Here is a 17,385-nt window from a genome sequence, read left to right as displayed (position 1 = left end):
GGGTTGCAGCGGCGGTGGTTGGCCGCGGCCGAGCGCGGTGGGCCGGCGGCGGCCCAGGCCGAGCGTGACCTCGACGCCGTCACCGCGCTGTTCGACGTCGCCGAACAGTACGTCGCGCGGACAGCGGGGGCCTCGCTGCGCGGACTGATCGACCACGTCGCCGCACTCGCGCTGCCTCCCGTCCGCCGCGACGACGCTCCTCGCACCGACGCGGTCGCGGTGCTCAGCGCGCACTCGTCGTTGGGTCGCGAGTGGGACTTCGTGGTGATTGCAGGACTACAGGAAGGTCTGTGGCCCAACGTCTCTCCACGCGGCGGGGTGCTCGCCACCCAGCAGCTGGTCGATGTCATCGATGGTGTCGCCGACGCCGGGGAGCGTGGACTCTCCAGCAGGGCACCGCTGCTCGCCGAGGAACGCCGGCTGCTGATCGCGGCCATGGGCCGCGCGCGCAGCAGGCTGTTGGTGACGGCCGTCGACAGCGACGACGGGGATGACGCGATGCTTCCGTCGTCTTTCTGTCGCGAGCTCAGCGCGGTGGCGACCGAACCGCTCGCCGAGGACGCCGCGCCGATCCGGGCTCCCCGGGTGCTGGCCCCGGCGGCGCTTGTCGGACGCCTGCGGTCGGTGGTCTGTTCGGCTCCCGGTGCGGTGTCCGATGAGGAGAGATATTGTGCGGCAGCACAGTTGGCGCGTCTCGCCGCGGCCGGTGTGCACGGCACCGACCCGTCGTCCTGGTATGGCATGCGCGCACTGTCCACCGAGGAACCACTGTGGGACGGCGGGGACGGCGACGCCCACGTGGTGACGTTGTCGCCGTCGACCTTGCAGATGCTCTCGGACTGCCCGCTGCGGTGGCTGCTCGAACGGCACGGCGGTTCCGCCGGGCGTGACGTGCGCTCCGCGCTGGGGTCGTTGGTGCACGCCCTGGTGTCCGAGTCGGGCAAGACGGAGTCCCAGATGCTCAACGACCTCGAGAAGGTCTGGAGTGAACTGCCTTTCGACGCGCAGTGGCACGCCGACAACGAGCTGGTCCGCCACCTGGAGATGCTGTCGGCGTTCCTGCGCTGGCGTGCGGACACCCGCCACGAGCTCACCGAGGTCGGAACCGAGGTCGAGGTGGACGGACAAGTCGCCCATCCCGGCGACGGGTCCCCCGCGGTGCGGGTCCGCGGCCGTCTCGACCGCCTCGAGCGCGACAGTGAGGGCAGACTCGTCGTCGTCGACATCAAGACCGGCAAGAGCCCCGTCAGCAAGGACGACGCCCAGGCCCACGCCCAGCTGGCGATGTACCAGCTGGCCGTCGCCGAAGGGCTGCTCGCCGAGGGGGACGAGCCCGGGGGCGGACGCCTCGTCTACATCGGCAAGGCCCGCGGCGGCGGGGCGACCGAACGCGATCAGGCTCCGATGACCCGCGACGGCCACGCCGAGTGGCACTCGCTGATTCATCGGGCCGCCGCGGCGACGCAGGGTCCGCAGTTCCTCGCGCGGGTCAACGACGGCTGCGCGCACTGCCCGGTCCGGACCATGTGCCCCGCCCAGGAGACCAGGAGTGAACAGTCATGACGCCGCGGTACAGCCCCACCGAGTTGTCCTCCGCTCTCGGCCTTTTCGCGCCGACCGAGGAGCAGGCCGCGGTCATCGCCGCGCCGCCGGGTCCGCTGGTGGTGATCGCCGGCGCCGGTGCGGGCAAGACCGAGACGATGGCGGCGCGGGTGGTGTGGTTGGCCGCCAACGGATACGCCCGTCCCGGCGAGGTGCTGGGTCTGACGTTCACCCGCAAGGCAGCAAGCCAGCTGTTGCGCCGGGTCCGCTCCCGGCTGGCCCGCCTCGCCGGTGCCGGACTGCTGATTCCCGGCACCCCCACCCCCGACCTCAGCGACGACCCCGTCACGGTCGGCACCTACCACGCATTCGCGGGCACGCTGCTGCGTGAATACGGCCTGCTGCTTCCGGTCGAGCCCGACGCCCGGCTGCTCGGCGAGACGGAGCTGTGGCAGTTGGCGTTCCGGGTGGTGTGTGAGCATCCCGGCGCGCTGGACACCGAGAAGTCACCCGCGGCGATCACCGCGATGGTGCTGCGGCTGGCCGGTGCGCTGGCCGAGCACCTCGTGGACACCGAACAGCTCTGTGACACCCACATCGAGCTCGAGCGGCTGGTGCACACGTTGCCGGCCGGCCGGCACCAGCGCGACAAAGGACCCAGCCAGTGGCTGCTGCAGATGCTGGCCACCCAGACCGAACGCACCGCGCTGATCCCGCTGATCGACGCGCTGCACCGGCGGATGCGCGACGAACGGGTCCTCGACTTCGGCATGCAGATGGCCTCGGCCGCGCGGCTGGCGTCCCGGTACCCCCAGGTCGGTGAGCAACTGCGGCAGCGCTACCGGGTGGTGCTGCTCGACGAGTACCAGGACACCGGGCACGCGCAGCGGGTGGCGCTGTCGTCGTTGTTCGGCGGCGGCGCCGACGACGGGCTGGCGCTGACGGCCGTCGGTGATCCCATCCAGTCGATCTACGGGTGGCGCGGCGCCTCGGCGACCAACCTGCCGCGGTTCACCACCGACTTCCCCCTGTCGGACGGCAGCCCGGCGCCCAGTCTGGAATTGCGCACCAGCTGGCGCAACCCTCCCGAGGTGCTACACCTGGCCAACGCGGTGTCGGCGGATGCACGGCACCGGTCGGTGGCGGTGCGGTCGCTGCAGGCCCGCCCCGACGCCGGTGGCGGCGACGTGCGCTGTGCCTTGCTGCCCGACGTGGTGGCCGAACGCGAATGGGTGGCCGAGAAGGTGGCGCGGCTCTACCACGAGGACGTCAGCGCGGCCGGTGCAGCTCCCACGGCCGCAGTCCTGGTGCGCCGCAACGCCGATGCCGCTCCGATGGCCGAGGCGCTCACCCGGCGCGGGGTGGCGGTGGAGGTCGTCGGCCTGGCCGGGCTGCTCTCGGTGCCCGAGGTCGCCGATGTGGTCGCGATGCTGCGGCTGGCGGCCGACCCCATGACGGGAGCTGCGGCGATGCGGGTCCTCACCGGTCCCCGCTGGCGTCTGGGTGCGCGTGACATCACCGCCTTGTGGCGGCGCGCCGTACAGCTCGACGACGTCGGTGCGTCGGCGCCTCGGGGCGGGGTCGATCAGGCCCTCGCACAGGTCGCCCCGGATGCCGACGCGGCGTGCCTGGCCGATGCGCTCTGCGACCCGGGGCCTGCCGCCGCTTACTCCCCGATCGGGTACCCGAGGATCGTGGCGTTGGGCCGGGAGTTGACGGGGCTGCGTGCCCACCTCGACAGCCCGCTGCCCGAGCTGGTCGCCGAGGTCCGTCGTCTCCTCGGCGTCGACGCGGAAGTCAGGGCCACGCAACCGGTTTCGGTGGGCTGGGCGGGAACCGAACACCTCGACCGCTTCGGCGACGTGGTCGCCGACTTCTCCGCCCGGCCCGGCGCCACGGTGTCGGCGCTGCTGGCGTTCCTCGACACGGCTGAACAGGTCGAGAACGGGCTGGCGCCCGCCGAGATCACGGTGGCCGCCGATCGGGTGCAGATCCTGACGGTGCACGCGGCCAAAGGTCTGGAATGGCAGATCGTGGCGGTGCCGCACCTCAGTGGACGGGTGTTCCCCTCGACGGCGTCCCCGCGCACCTGGCTGTCCGACGCGGCCGACCTGCCGCCGCTGCTGCGCGGTGACTGCGCGACCGTGTCCGCACACGGGGTCCCGGTCCTCGACACCTCGACGGTCAACGACCGCAAAGCGTTGTCGGACAGGATCTCCGAACACAAGCGCAGCCTCGACCAGCGGCGGACCGACGAGGAGCGGCGACTGCTCTATGTCGCGGTCACCCGCGCCGAGCACACCCTGCTCCTGTCGGGCCATCACTGGGGCGCCACCGGGGCCAAACCCCGGGGCCCGTCGACGTTCCTGAGTGAACTCAAGTATGTCATCGACGAGTCCGCCGCGGCAGGGACCCCGTGCGGGGCCGTGGACGTCTGGGCCGACGCCCCTGCAGACGGTGAACCGAACCCGCTGCGCGATCAGATAGTCGAGGCCATGTGGCCCGTCGACCCGGTCGGGGGTCGCCGCGAGCACGTCGACCGCGGCGCCGAGTTGGTGGCACGGGCGTTGGCGGACGGAACCGACGACGGCTCCGCCGACGTGCACGGCTGGGCCGCCGACGTCGACGCGCTGCTCGCCGAACGCGAACTCGCCGCACACCGGCCCACCCCGCCGCTGCCGACGCAGCTGTCGGTGAGCACATTGGTCGATCTCGGTCGCGATCCCGAGGCTGCGGCGCAGCGACTTCACCGGCGGCTGCCGCGGCGTCCGGATTCCCAAGCGCTGTTGGGAACGGCGTTCCACGAGTGGGTGCAACGGTACTTCCAGGCCGAGAAGCTGTTCGACCTTGACGACCTGCCCGGTGCGGTGGATGCCGATCGCCAGGACCGCGGCGAGCTCGAGGAGTTGCAGGCGGCGTTCGCGGTGTCCGCCTGGGCGGCGCGCACCCCGCTCGATGTGGAGGTGCCGTTCGACATGGTGCTCGGCGGGCGGGTGGTGCGCGGGCGCATCGACGCGGTCTTCGCCGACGACGACGGTGGGGTGACGGTGGTGGACTGGAAGACCGGTGAGCCTCCGTCCACGCCGGAAGAACTGCAGCTCAACGCTGTTCAGCTGTCGGTCTACCGACTGGCGTGGGCGGGGCTGCGGGGCTGCCCGGTCTCGACGGTGCGCGCCGCATTCCACTACGTGCGCAGTGGGCGCACCATCGTCCCCGATGCGCTGCTCAGCGCCGAGGAGGTGGCCGAACTGATGGAACTGCCGGCCGCGTGATCCCGAGGGCCGGGCTAACTCTCCCGGTAGACCTTCAGCGCCTGCAGGATCATCGGGATCTGCAGGGGCAACCGGGCGATGGCGATCAGACGCATCGGCAGCGACTTGGTCGGATCGTTGAACCACATCCTGACCATGTTCACGTTCCCCGGGAACACGCCGAGGAACAGCGCGATTGCCGCCAGCGCGCCCACCCGGCGGGTCTTGGGGGCCACCAGCATGCCGCCGACGGCGACCTCGGCGACACCCGAGGCGAGCGTGTAGAAGCGCGCGCTGCCGGGGAGTTCGACCGGGACGATGGTGTCGAACGGTTTCGGGGCGGCGAAGTGCAGCACCCCCATCCCGATCAGCCAGGCACCCATCTTGGCGCCACGCGACGAAGTGGTGATCTGCTGCAGTTCGGGCGGGGGGGAGGTCATGGTTACATTGTGCTGGTGTTGCAGGCTCCGACGGTGACGGACCCCCATGGTTAGAGGGCGCTTACGGCGCCGGCTCGGCAGGATCAATCGGTCACTCGCCGATCAACCGGTGCACTCGCTCGTCGATCGTGTCGAGATCCCGCATGAGGTGGCCAGTCCCTGGGTGCGGATCACCAAGCGGATCGTCATCGCGATGGGCGTGCTGTGCGCGGTGGTGCTCATCGTCTACATCGACCGTGACGGGTACAGCGACACCCAGAAGAACGGCCTGTCGCTGCTCGACTGCTTCTATTACGCGACGGTTTCGCTGTCGACGACCGGATACGGCGACATCGCCCCCATCACCGAGACCGCCCGGCTGGTCAACATCGTGATCATCACGCCGCTGAGGGTGGCGTTCCTGATCGTGCTCATCGGTACGACGGTGGAGACACTGACCACCGAGTCGCGGCAGGCATTCAGGATCCAGCAGTGGAGGAACAACGTGCGCAACCACACGGTCGTCATCGGCTACGGCACCAAAGGCCGCACTGCGGTCGCGGCGATGGTCGGCGATGAGATGGCCCCGGCCGACATCGTGGTCGTCGACGAGAACCCGGCGGCACTCGAGCGCGCCAAGAGCGCCGGGCTGGTCACGGTCCGCGGCAGCGGCACGGACTCCGAAGTGCTGCGGCTGGCCAGCGTGCAGCACGCCAAGTCCATCATCGTGGCCGCCAATCGTGACGACACCGCCGTCCTCGTCACCCTCACCGCACGGGAACTCGCACCTAAGGCCAAGATCATCGCCGCGGTGCGCGAGGCCGAGAACCAGCACCTGCTCCGGCAGTCCGGTGCCGACTCGACCGTGGTGACCTCCGAGACCGCCGGCCGGTTGCTCGGCATCGCGGTGCAGACTCCCAGCGTCGTCGAGATGATGGAGGATCTGCTGACCCCGGATGCCGGGTTCGCGATCGGCGAGCGGGAGGTCACCCCGAAGGAGGCCGGCGGGTCGCCGCGGCACCAGAGCGACATCGTCCTCGGTGTGGTGCGCAACCAGAAGTTGCTGCGCGTGGACGACCCGGAGGTCGACGCGCTCGAGCTCGGGGATCGGCTGCTGTTCATCCGCAGCGCGGACAGCGACCGATGAGCGCGCCGGGGTTCCGGCTGCGGAACATCCCGCTGCTGTCGCGGGTCGGTGCCGACCGCGCCGACGCGCTGCGCACCGACGTCGACGCGGCCGTCGCGGGATGGCCGGACGCCCTGCTGCTGCGGGTGGACCGCCGCAACCGGGTGCTGATCTCCGAGGGTCGGGCGGTGCTCGGCCGGGCCGCCGAGGTGGGTGACGCGCCGCCGCAGGACGCGGTGTTCCTCGGACGTCTCGCCGACGGCCGTCATGCCTGGGCGATCCGCGCCGAGCTCCAGCCTCCGGAGGATCCCCGGGCACCGACCGAGGTGCTGGATCTGCGTCGGGCCGGAGAGGTGTTCGACGACGTCAGTGCGCAGCTGGTGGCGACCGCCACCGCGCTGTTGAATTGGCATGACAGCGCCCGGTTCAGCCCCGTCGACGGGTCGGCCACCACGGCGATCAAGGCGGGCTGGTCACGGGTGAACCCGGCGACCGGGCGAGAAGAGTTCCCGCGCATCGACCCCGCGGTGATCTGTCTGGTGCACGACGGACACGACCGCGCTGTGCTGGCCCGTCAGACGCTGTGGCCGGAGCGGTTGTTCTCGATTCTGGCCGGGTTCGTCGAGGCCGGCGAGTCGTTCGAATCCTGTGTGGTTCGCGAGATCTCCGAGGAGATCGGCCTGACCGTCACCGATGTCGAGTACCTGGGCAGCCAGCCGTGGCCGTTCCCGCGGTCGCTGATGGTCGGATTCCACGCGCTCGGCGAACCCGAGCAGGAGTTCTCGTTCAACGACGGCGAGATCGCCGAGGCGGGATGGTTCACCCGCAGCGAGATCCGCGAGGCGTTGGAGCTGGGGGATTGGAGCAGCGACAGCTCCTCGCGGTTACTGCTGCCCGGCTCCATCTCGATCGCCCGGGAGATCATCGAATCCTGGGCGGCCCTGGACTAGCCGGCCAGGATCAGCCGGCGAGCTTGGCCTTGACCTGCGCCCCGCTCGGATTCGTCAGCGTGGAACCGTCGGCGAACCGCAACGTGGGCACGGTCTGATTCCCGCCGTTGGCCGAGGCCACAAATTCGGCGGCGGCCGGATCGGCCTCGATGTCGACCTCGGTGAAGGCGATGCCCTCGTTCTTGAGGACTTTCTTCAGGCGGACGCAGTAGCCACACCACGTGGTGGTGTACATGGTCACCGCAGCGGTGTCGTCGGAGCTCATAAGCACATCAACGTAGCCGATGCCGCCCGCATGCCCGCGTCGCGGCCCACGAATGTCGGGCCGCGCTGACATGATGGTCGGCATGTCCCCAACGGCCTCGCGTGACCGGTTGCTGGGCGACCTCGACGAGGAGCAGCGGGAGGCGGTGCTCGCCGCCCGCGGACCTGTCTGCGTGCTGGCCGGCGCCGGCACCGGCAAGACCCGCACCATCACCCGTCGGATCGCCCACCTGGTGACCGCTGGGCACGTCGCACCCGCACAGGTGCTCGCGGTGACGTTCACCCAACGCGCGGCGGGGGAGATGCGCGGGCGGCTGCGTGCGCTCGACGACGGCACCGGCACCGGGGCCGTGCAGGCGATGACGTTCCACGCCGCGGCCCGTCGCCAGCTGTCATACTTCTGGCCCCGGGTGGTGGGAAGCACCCAGTGGCAGTTGCTGGACACCAAGTTCTCGATCGTCGCCCAAGCCGCCAACCGCGGTGGGTTGCCGACCAGCACCGACGACGTCCGCGACCTCGCCGGTGAGATCGAATGGGCCAAGGCCTCGTTGATCAGTCCCGAGGATTACCCGTCCGCGGTCGCCGCGGTCGGGCGTGACATCCCGTTCGACGCAGGCAAGGTCGCCACGGTGTACGCCGGCTACGAGACACTCAAAGCCCGCGGGACCGACCTCATGCTGCTCGACTTCGATGACCTGCTGCTGCACACCGCCGCGGCGATCGAGAACGACGCCGCGGTGGCCCAGGAGTTCCGGGACCGTTACCGCTGCTTTGTGGTCGACGAATACCAGGACGTCACCCCGCTGCAGCAGCGCGTCCTGGACGCCTGGCTCGGCAACCGTGACGACCTCACCGTCGTCGGTGACGCCAACCAGACCATCTACTCGTTCACCGGTGCCTCCCCGCGGCAGCTCCTGGACTTTTCCAGGCGCTTCCCCGAGGCCGCGGTGATCCGCCTGGAGCGGGACTACCGGTCGACCCCGCAGGTGGTGTCGCTGGCCAACCGGGTGATCGCCGCGGCCCGCGGCCGGATGGCGGGCAGCAAGCTACACCTCGTCGGCCAGCGGCCACCCGGGCCCGAGCCGACGTTCAGCGAGTTCCCCGACGAGGTCGCCGAGGCGGCGACGGTGGCGCGCAACATCAAGAAGCTCCTCGACTCGGGCACGGCGCCCGCTGAGGTGGCGGTGCTCTACCGCATCAACGCGCAGTCGGAGGTCTACGAGGAGGCGCTCACCGAAGTGGGTGTCCCGTACCAGGTCCGCGGCGGGGAAGGATTCTTCAGCCGCCAGGAGATCCGGCAGGCACTGCTGGCCCTGCAGCGCACCGCCGAACGCGACACCGGCGACCTCGAACAGCCGCTGCCGGACGTCGTGCGGGCGACGCTGGAGCCGCTGGGGCTGACCACCGAACCGCCGGCGGGCACCAAGGCCCGGGAGCGCTGGGAGGCGCTGGTCGCGCTGGCCGAACTGGTCGACGAGGAAGTCGCGCAGCGCCCGCAACTCGACCTGCGGGCCCTGGTCGTCGAGTTGCGCCAGCGCGCCGACGCCCGCCACCCACCGGTGGTGCAGGGCGTCACGCTGGCGTCGTTGCACGCGGCCAAGGGCCTGGAGTGGGACGCGGTGTTCCTGGTCGGGCTCGCCGACGGCACGCTGCCCATCTCCCACGCGCTGTCCCACGGCCCGGACAGCGAACCCGTGGAGGAGGAACGGCGGCTGCTGTACGTCGGAATCACCAGGGCGCGAATGCATCTGGCGCTCAGCTGGGCGCTGGCCCGGACTCCGGGCGGCCGGCAGGGCAGGCGGCCGTCGCGTTTCCTCAACGGCATCGCGCCGCAATCGCAACGCGACGACGGCCCGAGCCGGTCACGCAAACCTCGGGGTCCGGCGCCGCGCTGCCGGGTCTGCAACTCCGCGCTGTCCTCGCCGGCGGCGATCGTGCTGCGCCGGTGTGAGAACTGTCCGTCCGACCTCGACGAGCAGCTGCTCGCCGAACTCAAGGACTGGCGGCTGCGGATCTCCAAGGAGATGAGCGTGCCCGCCTACGTGGTGTTCACCGACAACACCCTGATCGCGATCGCCGAGGAGATGCCGACCGACGACGCCGCGCTGGTCGCCATCCCCGGCATCGGCGCCCGCAAGCTCGAACAGTTCGGCCCCGACGTGCTGTCGATGGTCAAGAGCCGCCAAACGTCGTAAAAATCGTGCCAAACCTGCTGGTCAGAAAATCGCTTGTCGGGTTTGGCTGCTGCCGTCTAGCCTCAGAACACACAGACGACGGCCATGTGCGAAAGGAGGGTGTCTCGATCATGACAAGCAACAACGTCTTCGGCGGCGTACGCGCTGCACGCGTTGCCGGCATGCCGGGGACCTTCCACGCCTTTGCTTGGGCGCATCCCGCCGCCGCCATCCCGGCTACCGCCGCTATTGCGGCGCCGCGTAAGCGCCGCGCCGCAGCCGGCACGACTGCCGCGTCCGTGAATCGGGGCTCCATCTAGCCAGAGCCCACGAAACGCCCTCAGGCCACGGACCCGCAATCACCCGGATCCGTGGCCAGATTCGTTTCAGGGCTCGTCACAGCCTCTCGAACTCGAAGACCTGGTCGCAGATCCATCCCAGACAGATGGCCGACAGAGTCAACGAACGAGGAAGCAGAGGACTGGACATGTCTCCCCTGACATGTGAGAGAACAAGACTGGCGGTTCCGTGTCGCGATGGGGACCCCGATCTCTGGTTCGCCGAGAACCCGGGGGACCTGGAGCAGGCCAAAGCGCTGTGTGCCCAGTGCCCGATCCGGCGCGAATGCCTGAACGCTGCGCTGGAACGTCAGGAACCGTGGGGCGTGTGGGGCGGCGAGATCTTCGAGCGGGGTACCGTCATAGCCCGCAAGCGGCCCCGAGGTCGGCCCCGCAAGGACACGAAAGAGCCTGTCGCCGCGTGAGTCTCGGCCGGCCCCGGCGCTACACCGCGTCGGGGTCGGCGAACCCCGGCATCGTCTCCTCGGCGATGCGGCGGGTCGGGACGTGCGCGTCGAGCTGGCAGGAGATCGCCACGATCGACGCGATCACCCGCATCGGGATCGCCAGCTTCGGCGGGATGTCCATCTGGCGGGCGGCCTTGATCTGGCCGGCGGCCTTGTCGAGCTCCAGCGTCGTCATCCGCTGCAGCCACTTGCGGGTGTAATGGAACACCGGAACCTGCAGTGGGTCGACGTACTGCTTGAGCATGTCGTCGATCTCGGCGACGGAGACCTGCTGGCCCTTCTGGATGAACCCCATCGTCTCCATCGCGGGCAGCAGCTTGTCGTAGTTCTTGTCCACCGCGTAGCGCAGGATCTGGCCCAGCTCGGTGGGCCAGCCGCCCGGCATCGGCGCCACCGCGCCGAAGTCGATGACGCCCATCCGGTCTCCGGACATCAGCATGAAGTTGCCGGGATGGGCGTCGCCGTGCACCATCTCGAGTCTCCGCGGCGCGTCGTTGGCGAACACGAACATCCGGGTGGCCATCAGATCGCGCTGTTCCTGAGTTCCCTCGCGGATGATCTGCGACAGCGGGATGCCGTCGATCCATTCCTGCACGACGACCTTCGGCGCGCTGGCCACCACCTGCGGCACCACGAAGTCCGGGTCGCCCTGGTAGGCCTTGGCGAAGGCGCGCTGATTGTCGGCCTCGAGGCGGTAGTCCAGTTCCATCTCGGTGCGCTGGATCAGCTCGTCGACGACGCCCTGAACGTCGGCGCCCGGGGAGATCTGCTTGAGCACACCGACCATCCGCTGCATGGTCTTGAGGTCGGCGCGCAACGCCTCGTCGGCGCCGGGGTACTGGATCTTGACCGCGACCTCGCGGCCGTCGGCCCATACGGCCTTGTGCACCTGCCCGATGCTGGCCGACGCGATGGACTTGTCGTCGAACGACTGGAACCGGTCTCGCCACCTGGTGCCCAGCTGCTGATCGAGGACCCGGTGCACCTTGGGCGCGGGCAGCGGCGGTGCTTCACGCTGCAGCTTGGTCAGCGCCTCGCGGTACGGCTTGCCGTACTGCTCGGGGATCGCGGCCTCCATGACCGAGAGCGCCTGGCCGACCTTCATCGCGCCACCCTTGAGCTCACCGAGCACGGTGAACAACTGCTGAGCCGCGCGGTCCATCAGCTCGGCGTTGACGTCATCCCTGGACTTGCCGGTCAGACGCTTACCGAAGCCCAGTGCGGCCCGCCCGGCCATTCCCACAGGCAGCGACGCGAGCTTCGCGTTACGCGCGGCGCGCCCACGCTTGATGTCACTCACCACTCCATCATCCACGACGGCGCGGCACTTCTACCAACTAGTTGGGGACGGGTTTCGTCAGCAGGTGCAGTCGGGATGCCGCGACCATCGACGGGCGGCGATCGAGCCGGTCGCGACGTCGAATTCCAGCGTGGTGTCGATGGTCGCCGGAGGCGCCGGGGGTACCGCCCCACTGTCCCGTCCGGTGTCGTTGCGGACCGCGCGGACGACGTGCTCGACCTCGTTGAGTGCCAGGCCGGCGGTCGCCAGAACCGTCGCCCGGTCGGCGGTGCCCACGGTCTGGCTCAGTTGCGCCGCCACTGCAGGCCAGGCGGCGTCACGGTCGCTGCGGTGCAGGTCAGCGCAGCGCAGGCAGCTCGTCACGCCGGGGATGACCAGCGGGCCGATCAGCCCGCTGCCGTCGCGGACCCGCACCGCCAGGTGCGGCACGCCGGCGTCGTGCAGTTCGCGCACCACGCGCGGGTCGGCGACCAGGTTGTCGGTGAGCACGGCCAGGTCGACGGAGCCGGTGCGGGCGTGGGTTCTGCTGCTCTGACTGATCCGTACCCCGCTGCATCGCAGGGACGCGGTCAGCAGATCGGACAACGGGCCGTTGCCGTGAACGCGGATCGACACCGCGCGGGTGCGCCGCGGTGCCACCACGGTGACCGCGCCGGCCTCCACCAGGTGCGTGACCAGCCCGGCGACCACGGACGTGTCGGCGCGGTCGGGGAGTATCGCCTGCAACTCGGGGATCGTGGCTGTCGACTGCAACGCGCGCAGCAACCCGGTCAGCACCTCCGACGACAGGCCCGCCGGGGGGTGGACGATGATCGCCCGGAGCGGATTCCAGCCCACCTGCACGGTGCCGTCGGGCCGGGACAGCACCGGCGTCGCCGGGTTGAGCGCATATCGCGTCATACGACGACACTGACACGCCGCGACGCGCCCGAGCCGGGTTATCCACAGGGGCCGGGGCTAGTCCTTCGGGTCCGAGCTCGTTCCGTCGTCGTCGCGCTCGGGATCCCGCTCTGGGTCGGAGATGCGACGTTCGATGTCAGCGAGAGCCGCCTCGATCTCACTGTCCATCCCGCTGGTGTCGCCACCCACCATCCGGTCGATGAAGCCGGCGGGTTCGTCCAGGTCCGATGCGCTCGGCAGCAGGTCGGGATGCTGCCAGACCCCGTCGCGGGCGTCGGCGCCGACGGCCTCGGTCAGGCGCTCCCACAGCGTCGCGGCCTCCCGCATCTTGCGGGGTCGCAGTTCCAGACCGACCAGCGTGGCGAACGTCTGCTCGGCCGGGCCGCCGGTGCCGCGTCGCCGGCGCAGCATCTCACTGAGCGCGGGTGTGCCGGGGATGCGGTCCCCGAGAGCGTCGGAGACCACCGTCTGCACCCAACCCTCGATCAGGGCCAGCATCGTCTCCAGCCGTTCGAGGGCCACGGCCTGCTCAGGGGTGGTCTTCGGCTCGAAGATGCCCTGGTTGAGCAGTTGCTCCATCTCGGACGGATCCGTCAGGGAGGCCGGGTTGAAGCCGCGGGCGAACTCCTCGATGCCGCTCATGTCGATCTTCGTGCCCTTGGCGAACGCCTCGACGGTGCTGAGCAACTGACCCGACAGCCACGGCACATGGCTGAACAACCGATGGTGGGCGGCCTCGCGCGCGGCGAGGAACGTGACGACCTCGCTGCGCGGCTGCTCGAGGCCCTCGGCCAGGGCCTCGATCGCTTCGGGCATCAGCGCCGCGACGCCCTTGGGGCCCAGCGGCAGGCCGATATCGGTGGAGGTCAACACTTCTCGGGAAAGTTTGCCCAGCGCCTGGCCGAGCTGCGAGCCGAACGCCATGCCGCCCATCTGAGACATCATCGACAACAGCGGGCCGGCCATAGCCTTGGCTTCCTCGGGTAACGCCGAGGCCCACACCGTCGAGATCTGCTCGGCGACCGGGTCACACAGCCGCTTCCAGGTGTCCAGCGTGTTGTCGATCCAGTCGGTCGGCGTCCACGCCACCGACTGGGTGGTCCCGGCGGGCAGCGGGGTGGCCCCGTCCAGCCACGTCTCGGCCAACCGGACCGCGTCGACGATGGCGGTGCGGGTCTGTTCGGGCACCGGTGCCACGAACCCGATGGAGTTCGACGCGAGCTGACGGGCCAGGTCGTAGTTGACCGGTCCGGACCCGGGCGCGCCGGGCGCCGCGGTGCCTGCGCCGCTGAACATCTCACCGAGCTTGCTGAAGATCTGACCCAGTTGCGACATGTCGAACTCGTTGCCCCCCGGGAATGCACCCCCGAAGGGGTCGCCACCGGATCCAGGGTCTTTCTTGCGCTTGTCACGCTCGGGGTCGTCCCCGGCGGAGAAGCCGAAAGGCGGGTCAGCCATGCCTTCAACCGTACTCACCACGGCGCCGCCGTGCGGCGATGCGGGTCACGCTGTCAGTGAACCCGTCCGGCGGTACCTCTACTGTGGGCGGCGTGAACAGGAGGATCGCGACCCTGATCGTCGCGCTGGTGCCGATTTTGACGTTCGGCATTCTGCTGACGGCGGTGACGGTGCCCTACGTAGCGCTGGGCCCCGGCCCGACGTTCAACACCCTCGGTGAGATCGACGGAATGCAGATCGTCGACATCGAGGGCGCTGATCTGCACCCCACCACCGGTGAGCTCAGCATGACCACGGTCTCGCAGCGCGACGGACTGACGCTGGGACAGGCCCTGGTGTTCTGGGCATCGGGTCGAGACCAGCTGCTCCCGCGCGACCTGGTGTACCCGCCGGACAAGACCAGGGAAGAGATCGACGAGGCGAACAGCACCGACTTCCGGCGGTCCGAGGACAGCGCCGAGTACGCCGCGCTGGACTACCTGGAGTACCCGATGGCCGTCACCGTGCGCACCGTCGATGCCGACGGAGCGTCCGAGGGCAAGCTGCAGCCCGGTGACGCCATCGACGCGGTCGACAACCAGCCGGTGGCCACGCTCGACGAGTTCCAGGCGATCCTCGAGGACACCACGCCCGGCGACACCATCGTCGTCGACTACCGCCGCAAGAACGCCCCGGCCGGGATCGCCGAGATCACCCTCGGTGAACACCCCGACAAGGACCAGGGCCTGCTCGGGGTCGGCGTGCTGGACGCGCCGTGGGCGCCGTTTCGCGTCGAGTTCAACCTCGCCAACGTGGGCGGACCGTCCGCGGGCCTGATGTTCAGCCTGGCCGTGGTCGACAAGCTGACCACCGGCGACATCAACGGCTCGATGTCGGTGGCCGGTACCGGCACCATCTCCGGCGACGGCGAGGTCGGCTCGATCGGGGGCATCACCCACAAGATCGTCGCCGCCAGAGAGGCCGGCGCCAGTGTGTTCCTGGTCCCTGCGGAGAACTGCGACGAGGCCAAGACCGCCGACGAGGACGGCATCGAACTGCTGAAGGTGGAAACTCTCGGGCAGACGATCGACGCGCTGCGCACTCTTTCTGCCGGGGGCGAACCCCCCCGTTGCTGACGGTGCGCTCTGGGCCAAGTGCGTACAGTGAGGACTTAGTTATTGTCCCTGCGCAACCGCTGGGAATGTTCGAGACTGGAGTGATCGAGTGGGGATGCGGCCTGCGGCGAAAATGCCGGCGCTGACGAGACGAAGCCGAATTCTGATCGCGGTCGCGCTGGCCGTCGTGGTGTTGTTGCTGATCGGGCCCCGATTCATCGACACCTACGTCAACTGGTTGTGGTTCGGTGAGTTGGGTTACCGCTCGGTGTGGACCACTCAGATCATCACCCGCGTCGTGTTGTTCTTCGTCGTCGCACTTCTCATCGGTGCGGTGGTGTTCGCCGCGCTGGCGCTGGCCTACCGCACCCGGCCGGTGTTCGTCCCGACGGCGGGACCCAACGATCCGGTGGCCCGCTACCGCACCGCGGTGATGTCGCGGTTGCGCCTGGTGGGCATCGGGGTGCCGGCGTTCATCGGTGTGCTGTCGGGTTTCGTGGCGCAGAGCTACTGGGACCGGGTGCAGTTGTTCCTGCACGGCGGCAGCTTCGGTGTCTCCGACCCGCAGTTCGGCATCGATCTGGGCTTCTATGCCTTCGATCTGCCGTTCTATCGGCTGGTGCTGTCCTACCTGTTCGTCGCCGTGTTCCTGGCGTTCGTCGCCAACCTGCTGGGCCACTACCTGTTCGGTGGTATCCGGCTGACCGGTCGCGCCGGTGCGCTCAGCCGCGCGGCGCGGATCCAGCTGATCACCCTCGTCGGCCTTTTTGTGCTGCTGAAGGCGGTGGCCTACTGGTTCGACCGCTACGAGTTGCTCAGCCACACCCGCGGCGGCAAGCCGTTCACCGGTGCCGGCTTCACCGACATCAACGCGGTGTTGCCCGCGAAGCTGATTCTGCTCGCCATCGCGCTGATCTGTGCGGTGGCGGTGTTCTCCGCGATCTTCCTGCGTGACTTGCGGATCCCCGCGATCGGTGTGGTGCTGCTGCTGCTGTCGTCCCTGGTCGTCGGTGCCGGCTGGCCGCTGGTGGTCGAGCAGATCAGCGTCCGGCCCAACGCCGCGCAGAAGGAAAGCGAATACATCAGCCGAAGCATCACCGCGACCAGGCAGGCCTACGGGATCACCGAGGAAGCGGTGACCTACCGCAGCTACCCCGGCAATGCGCCCGCGACCGCGCAGCAGGTGGCCGCCGACCGTGCGACCACGTCGAACATCCGGGTGCTCGACCCGAACATCGTCAGCCCGGCGTTCACCCAGTTCCAGCAGGGCAAGAACTTCTACTACTTCCCCGACCGGCTCAACATGGACCGCTACCCCGACGAGGACGGCAACCTGCGCGACTACGTGGTCGCCGCGCGTGAGCTGAACCCGGACCGGCTGATCGACAACCAGCGCGACTGGATCAACCGGCACACCGTCTTCACCCACGGCAACGGCTTCATCGCCTCGCCGGCCAACACGGTGCGCGGGGTGGCCAACGACCCCAACCAGAACGGCGGCTACCCGGAGTTCCTGGCCAGCGTCGTGGGCGAGAACGGTGAGGTGATCTCACCGGGACCGGCCCCCCTGGCGCAGCCGCGCATCTACTACGGGCCCGTCATCTCGAATACGCCGGCCGACTACGCGATCGTCGGCGAGAACGGGGAGCCGCGCGAGTACGACTACGAGACCAACACCGCCACTCGCAACTACACCTACACCGGTGAGGGCGGGGTGCCGATCGGAAACTTGCTCTCCCGCAGCGTGTTCGCCGCGAAGTACGGTGAGCGCAACTTCCTGTTCTCCAACGTCATCAACGAGAACAGCAAGATCCTGTTCAACCGTGACCCGTCCGAGCGGGTGAAAGCGGTGGCGCCGTGGCTGACCACCGACACCTCGATGTACCCGGCGATCGTCGACGAGCGGATCGTCTGGATCGTCGACGGTTACACCACGCTGGACAACTACCCGTATTCGGAGCTGATGACGCTGTCGTCGGCGACCACCGACTCCACCGAGGTGGCGCTGAACCGGCTGCAGTTGGACAAGCAGGTGTCCTACATCCGTAACTCGGTCAAGGCCACCGTCGACGCCTATGACGGCACCGTGACGCTGTATCAGC

13 protein-coding genes are annotated in these 17,385 nt (G+C 69.2%); 8 read left to right on the top strand and 5 right to left on the bottom strand.

Features of this window, described 5'->3' with window-relative positions:
* A partial coding sequence (locus WA944_RS06190; RefSeq protein WP_526646576.1) for a PD-(D/E)XK nuclease family protein occupies nucleotides 1-1,563 on the top strand: 1,563 nt, incomplete at its 5' end.
* Nucleotides 1,560-4,814 (top strand): ATP-dependent helicase, encoded by a 3,255-nt coding sequence (locus WA944_RS06185; protein WP_526609908.1) that lies wholly within the window; start codon nucleotides 1,560-1,562, stop codon nucleotides 4,812-4,814. The genes WA944_RS06190 and WA944_RS06185, both read left to right, overlap by 4 nt.
* Nucleotides 4,815-4,828: 14 nt before the next feature.
* Here WA944_RS06185 and WA944_RS06180 read toward each other — a convergent pair whose 3' ends face one another.
* A complete protein-coding gene (locus tag WA944_RS06180) occupies nucleotides 4,829-5,233 on the bottom strand; it encodes a DoxX family protein (protein ID WP_370332204.1) in 405 nt (134 codons plus the stop codon).
* Between the two features lie 46 nt (nucleotides 5,234-5,279).
* On the opposite strand from WA944_RS06180, the gene WA944_RS06175 reads away from it, so the two are divergent.
* Both WA944_RS06175 and nudC read left to right on the top strand, forming a co-directional pair.
* Complete coding sequence (locus WA944_RS06175; protein WP_526372516.1) at nucleotides 5,280-6,359, top strand: potassium channel family protein; 1,080 nt, start codon at nucleotides 5,280-5,282, stop codon at nucleotides 6,357-6,359.
* Nucleotides 6,356-7,288: an NAD(+) diphosphatase gene (nudC, locus tag WA944_RS06170; protein ID WP_526609911.1), complete on the top strand. Its 933-nt coding sequence runs from the start codon at nucleotides 6,356-6,358 to the stop codon at nucleotides 7,286-7,288. Before WA944_RS06175 ends, nudC begins: the two co-directional genes overlap by 4 nt.
* A 10-nt stretch (nucleotides 7,289-7,298) precedes the next feature.
* On the opposite strand, the gene mrx1 is transcribed toward nudC, so the two are convergent.
* A complete protein-coding gene (mrx1, locus tag WA944_RS06165) occupies nucleotides 7,299-7,553 on the bottom strand; it encodes a mycoredoxin Mrx1 (protein WP_526609915.1) in 255 nt (84 codons plus the stop codon).
* An 82-nt stretch (nucleotides 7,554-7,635) separates the two neighbouring features.
* Between mrx1 and WA944_RS06160 the strand changes: the two genes are divergently transcribed.
* Both WA944_RS06160 and WA944_RS06155 read left to right on the top strand, forming a co-directional pair.
* Complete coding sequence (locus tag WA944_RS06160; protein WP_526370328.1) at nucleotides 7,636-9,747, top strand: UvrD-helicase domain-containing protein; 2,112 nt, start codon at nucleotides 7,636-7,638, stop codon at nucleotides 9,745-9,747.
* Nucleotides 9,748-10,213: 466 nt separating this feature from the next.
* Complete coding sequence (locus WA944_RS06155) at nucleotides 10,214-10,489, top strand: WhiB family transcriptional regulator (RefSeq protein WP_526370324.1); 276 nt, start codon at nucleotides 10,214-10,216, stop codon at nucleotides 10,487-10,489.
* 19 nt (nucleotides 10,490-10,508) lie between these two features.
* On the opposite strand, the gene WA944_RS06150 is transcribed toward WA944_RS06155, so the two are convergent.
* The 3 genes from WA944_RS06150 to WA944_RS06140 are packed head-to-tail and all read right to left on the bottom strand — an operon-like array spanning nucleotide 10,509 to nucleotide 14,189.
* Nucleotides 10,509-11,846: a macrolide-binding ATPase MABP-1 gene (locus WA944_RS06150; protein ID WP_526370322.1), complete on the bottom strand. Its 1,338-nt coding sequence runs from the start codon at nucleotides 11,844-11,846 to the stop codon at nucleotides 10,509-10,511.
* A gap of 42 nt (nucleotides 11,847-11,888) precedes the next feature.
* On the bottom strand, nucleotides 11,889-12,731 hold the full coding sequence (locus WA944_RS06145) for a bacteriocin biosynthesis cyclodehydratase domain-containing protein (RefSeq protein ID WP_526646574.1): 843 nt from the start codon (nucleotides 12,729-12,731) through the stop codon (nucleotides 11,889-11,891).
* 57 nt (nucleotides 12,732-12,788) lie between these two features.
* Nucleotides 12,789-14,189 (bottom strand): zinc-dependent metalloprotease, encoded by a 1,401-nt coding sequence (locus WA944_RS06140; RefSeq protein WP_526372741.1) that lies wholly within the window; start codon nucleotides 14,187-14,189, stop codon nucleotides 12,789-12,791.
* Nucleotides 14,190-14,281: 92 nt separating this feature from the next.
* On the opposite strand from WA944_RS06140, the gene WA944_RS06135 reads away from it, so the two are divergent.
* Complete coding sequence (locus WA944_RS06135; RefSeq protein ID WP_526372740.1) at nucleotides 14,282-15,304, top strand: YlbL family protein; 1,023 nt, start codon at nucleotides 14,282-14,284, stop codon at nucleotides 15,302-15,304.
* An 88-nt stretch (nucleotides 15,305-15,392) separates the two neighbouring features.
* Nucleotides 15,393-17,385: UPF0182 family protein (locus WA944_RS06130; protein ID WP_526646571.1), on the top strand; the 1,993-nt coding region annotated here is incomplete at its 3' end.

Origin of the sequence: Mycobacterium sp. (assembly GCF_049683355.1) — a bacterium.
Classification (GTDB): domain Bacteria; phylum Actinomycetota; class Actinomycetes; order Mycobacteriales; family Mycobacteriaceae; genus Mycobacterium.
Note: the sequence above shows the minus strand (reverse complement) of the source record. Positions and strands in the feature narration are given on the sequence as shown.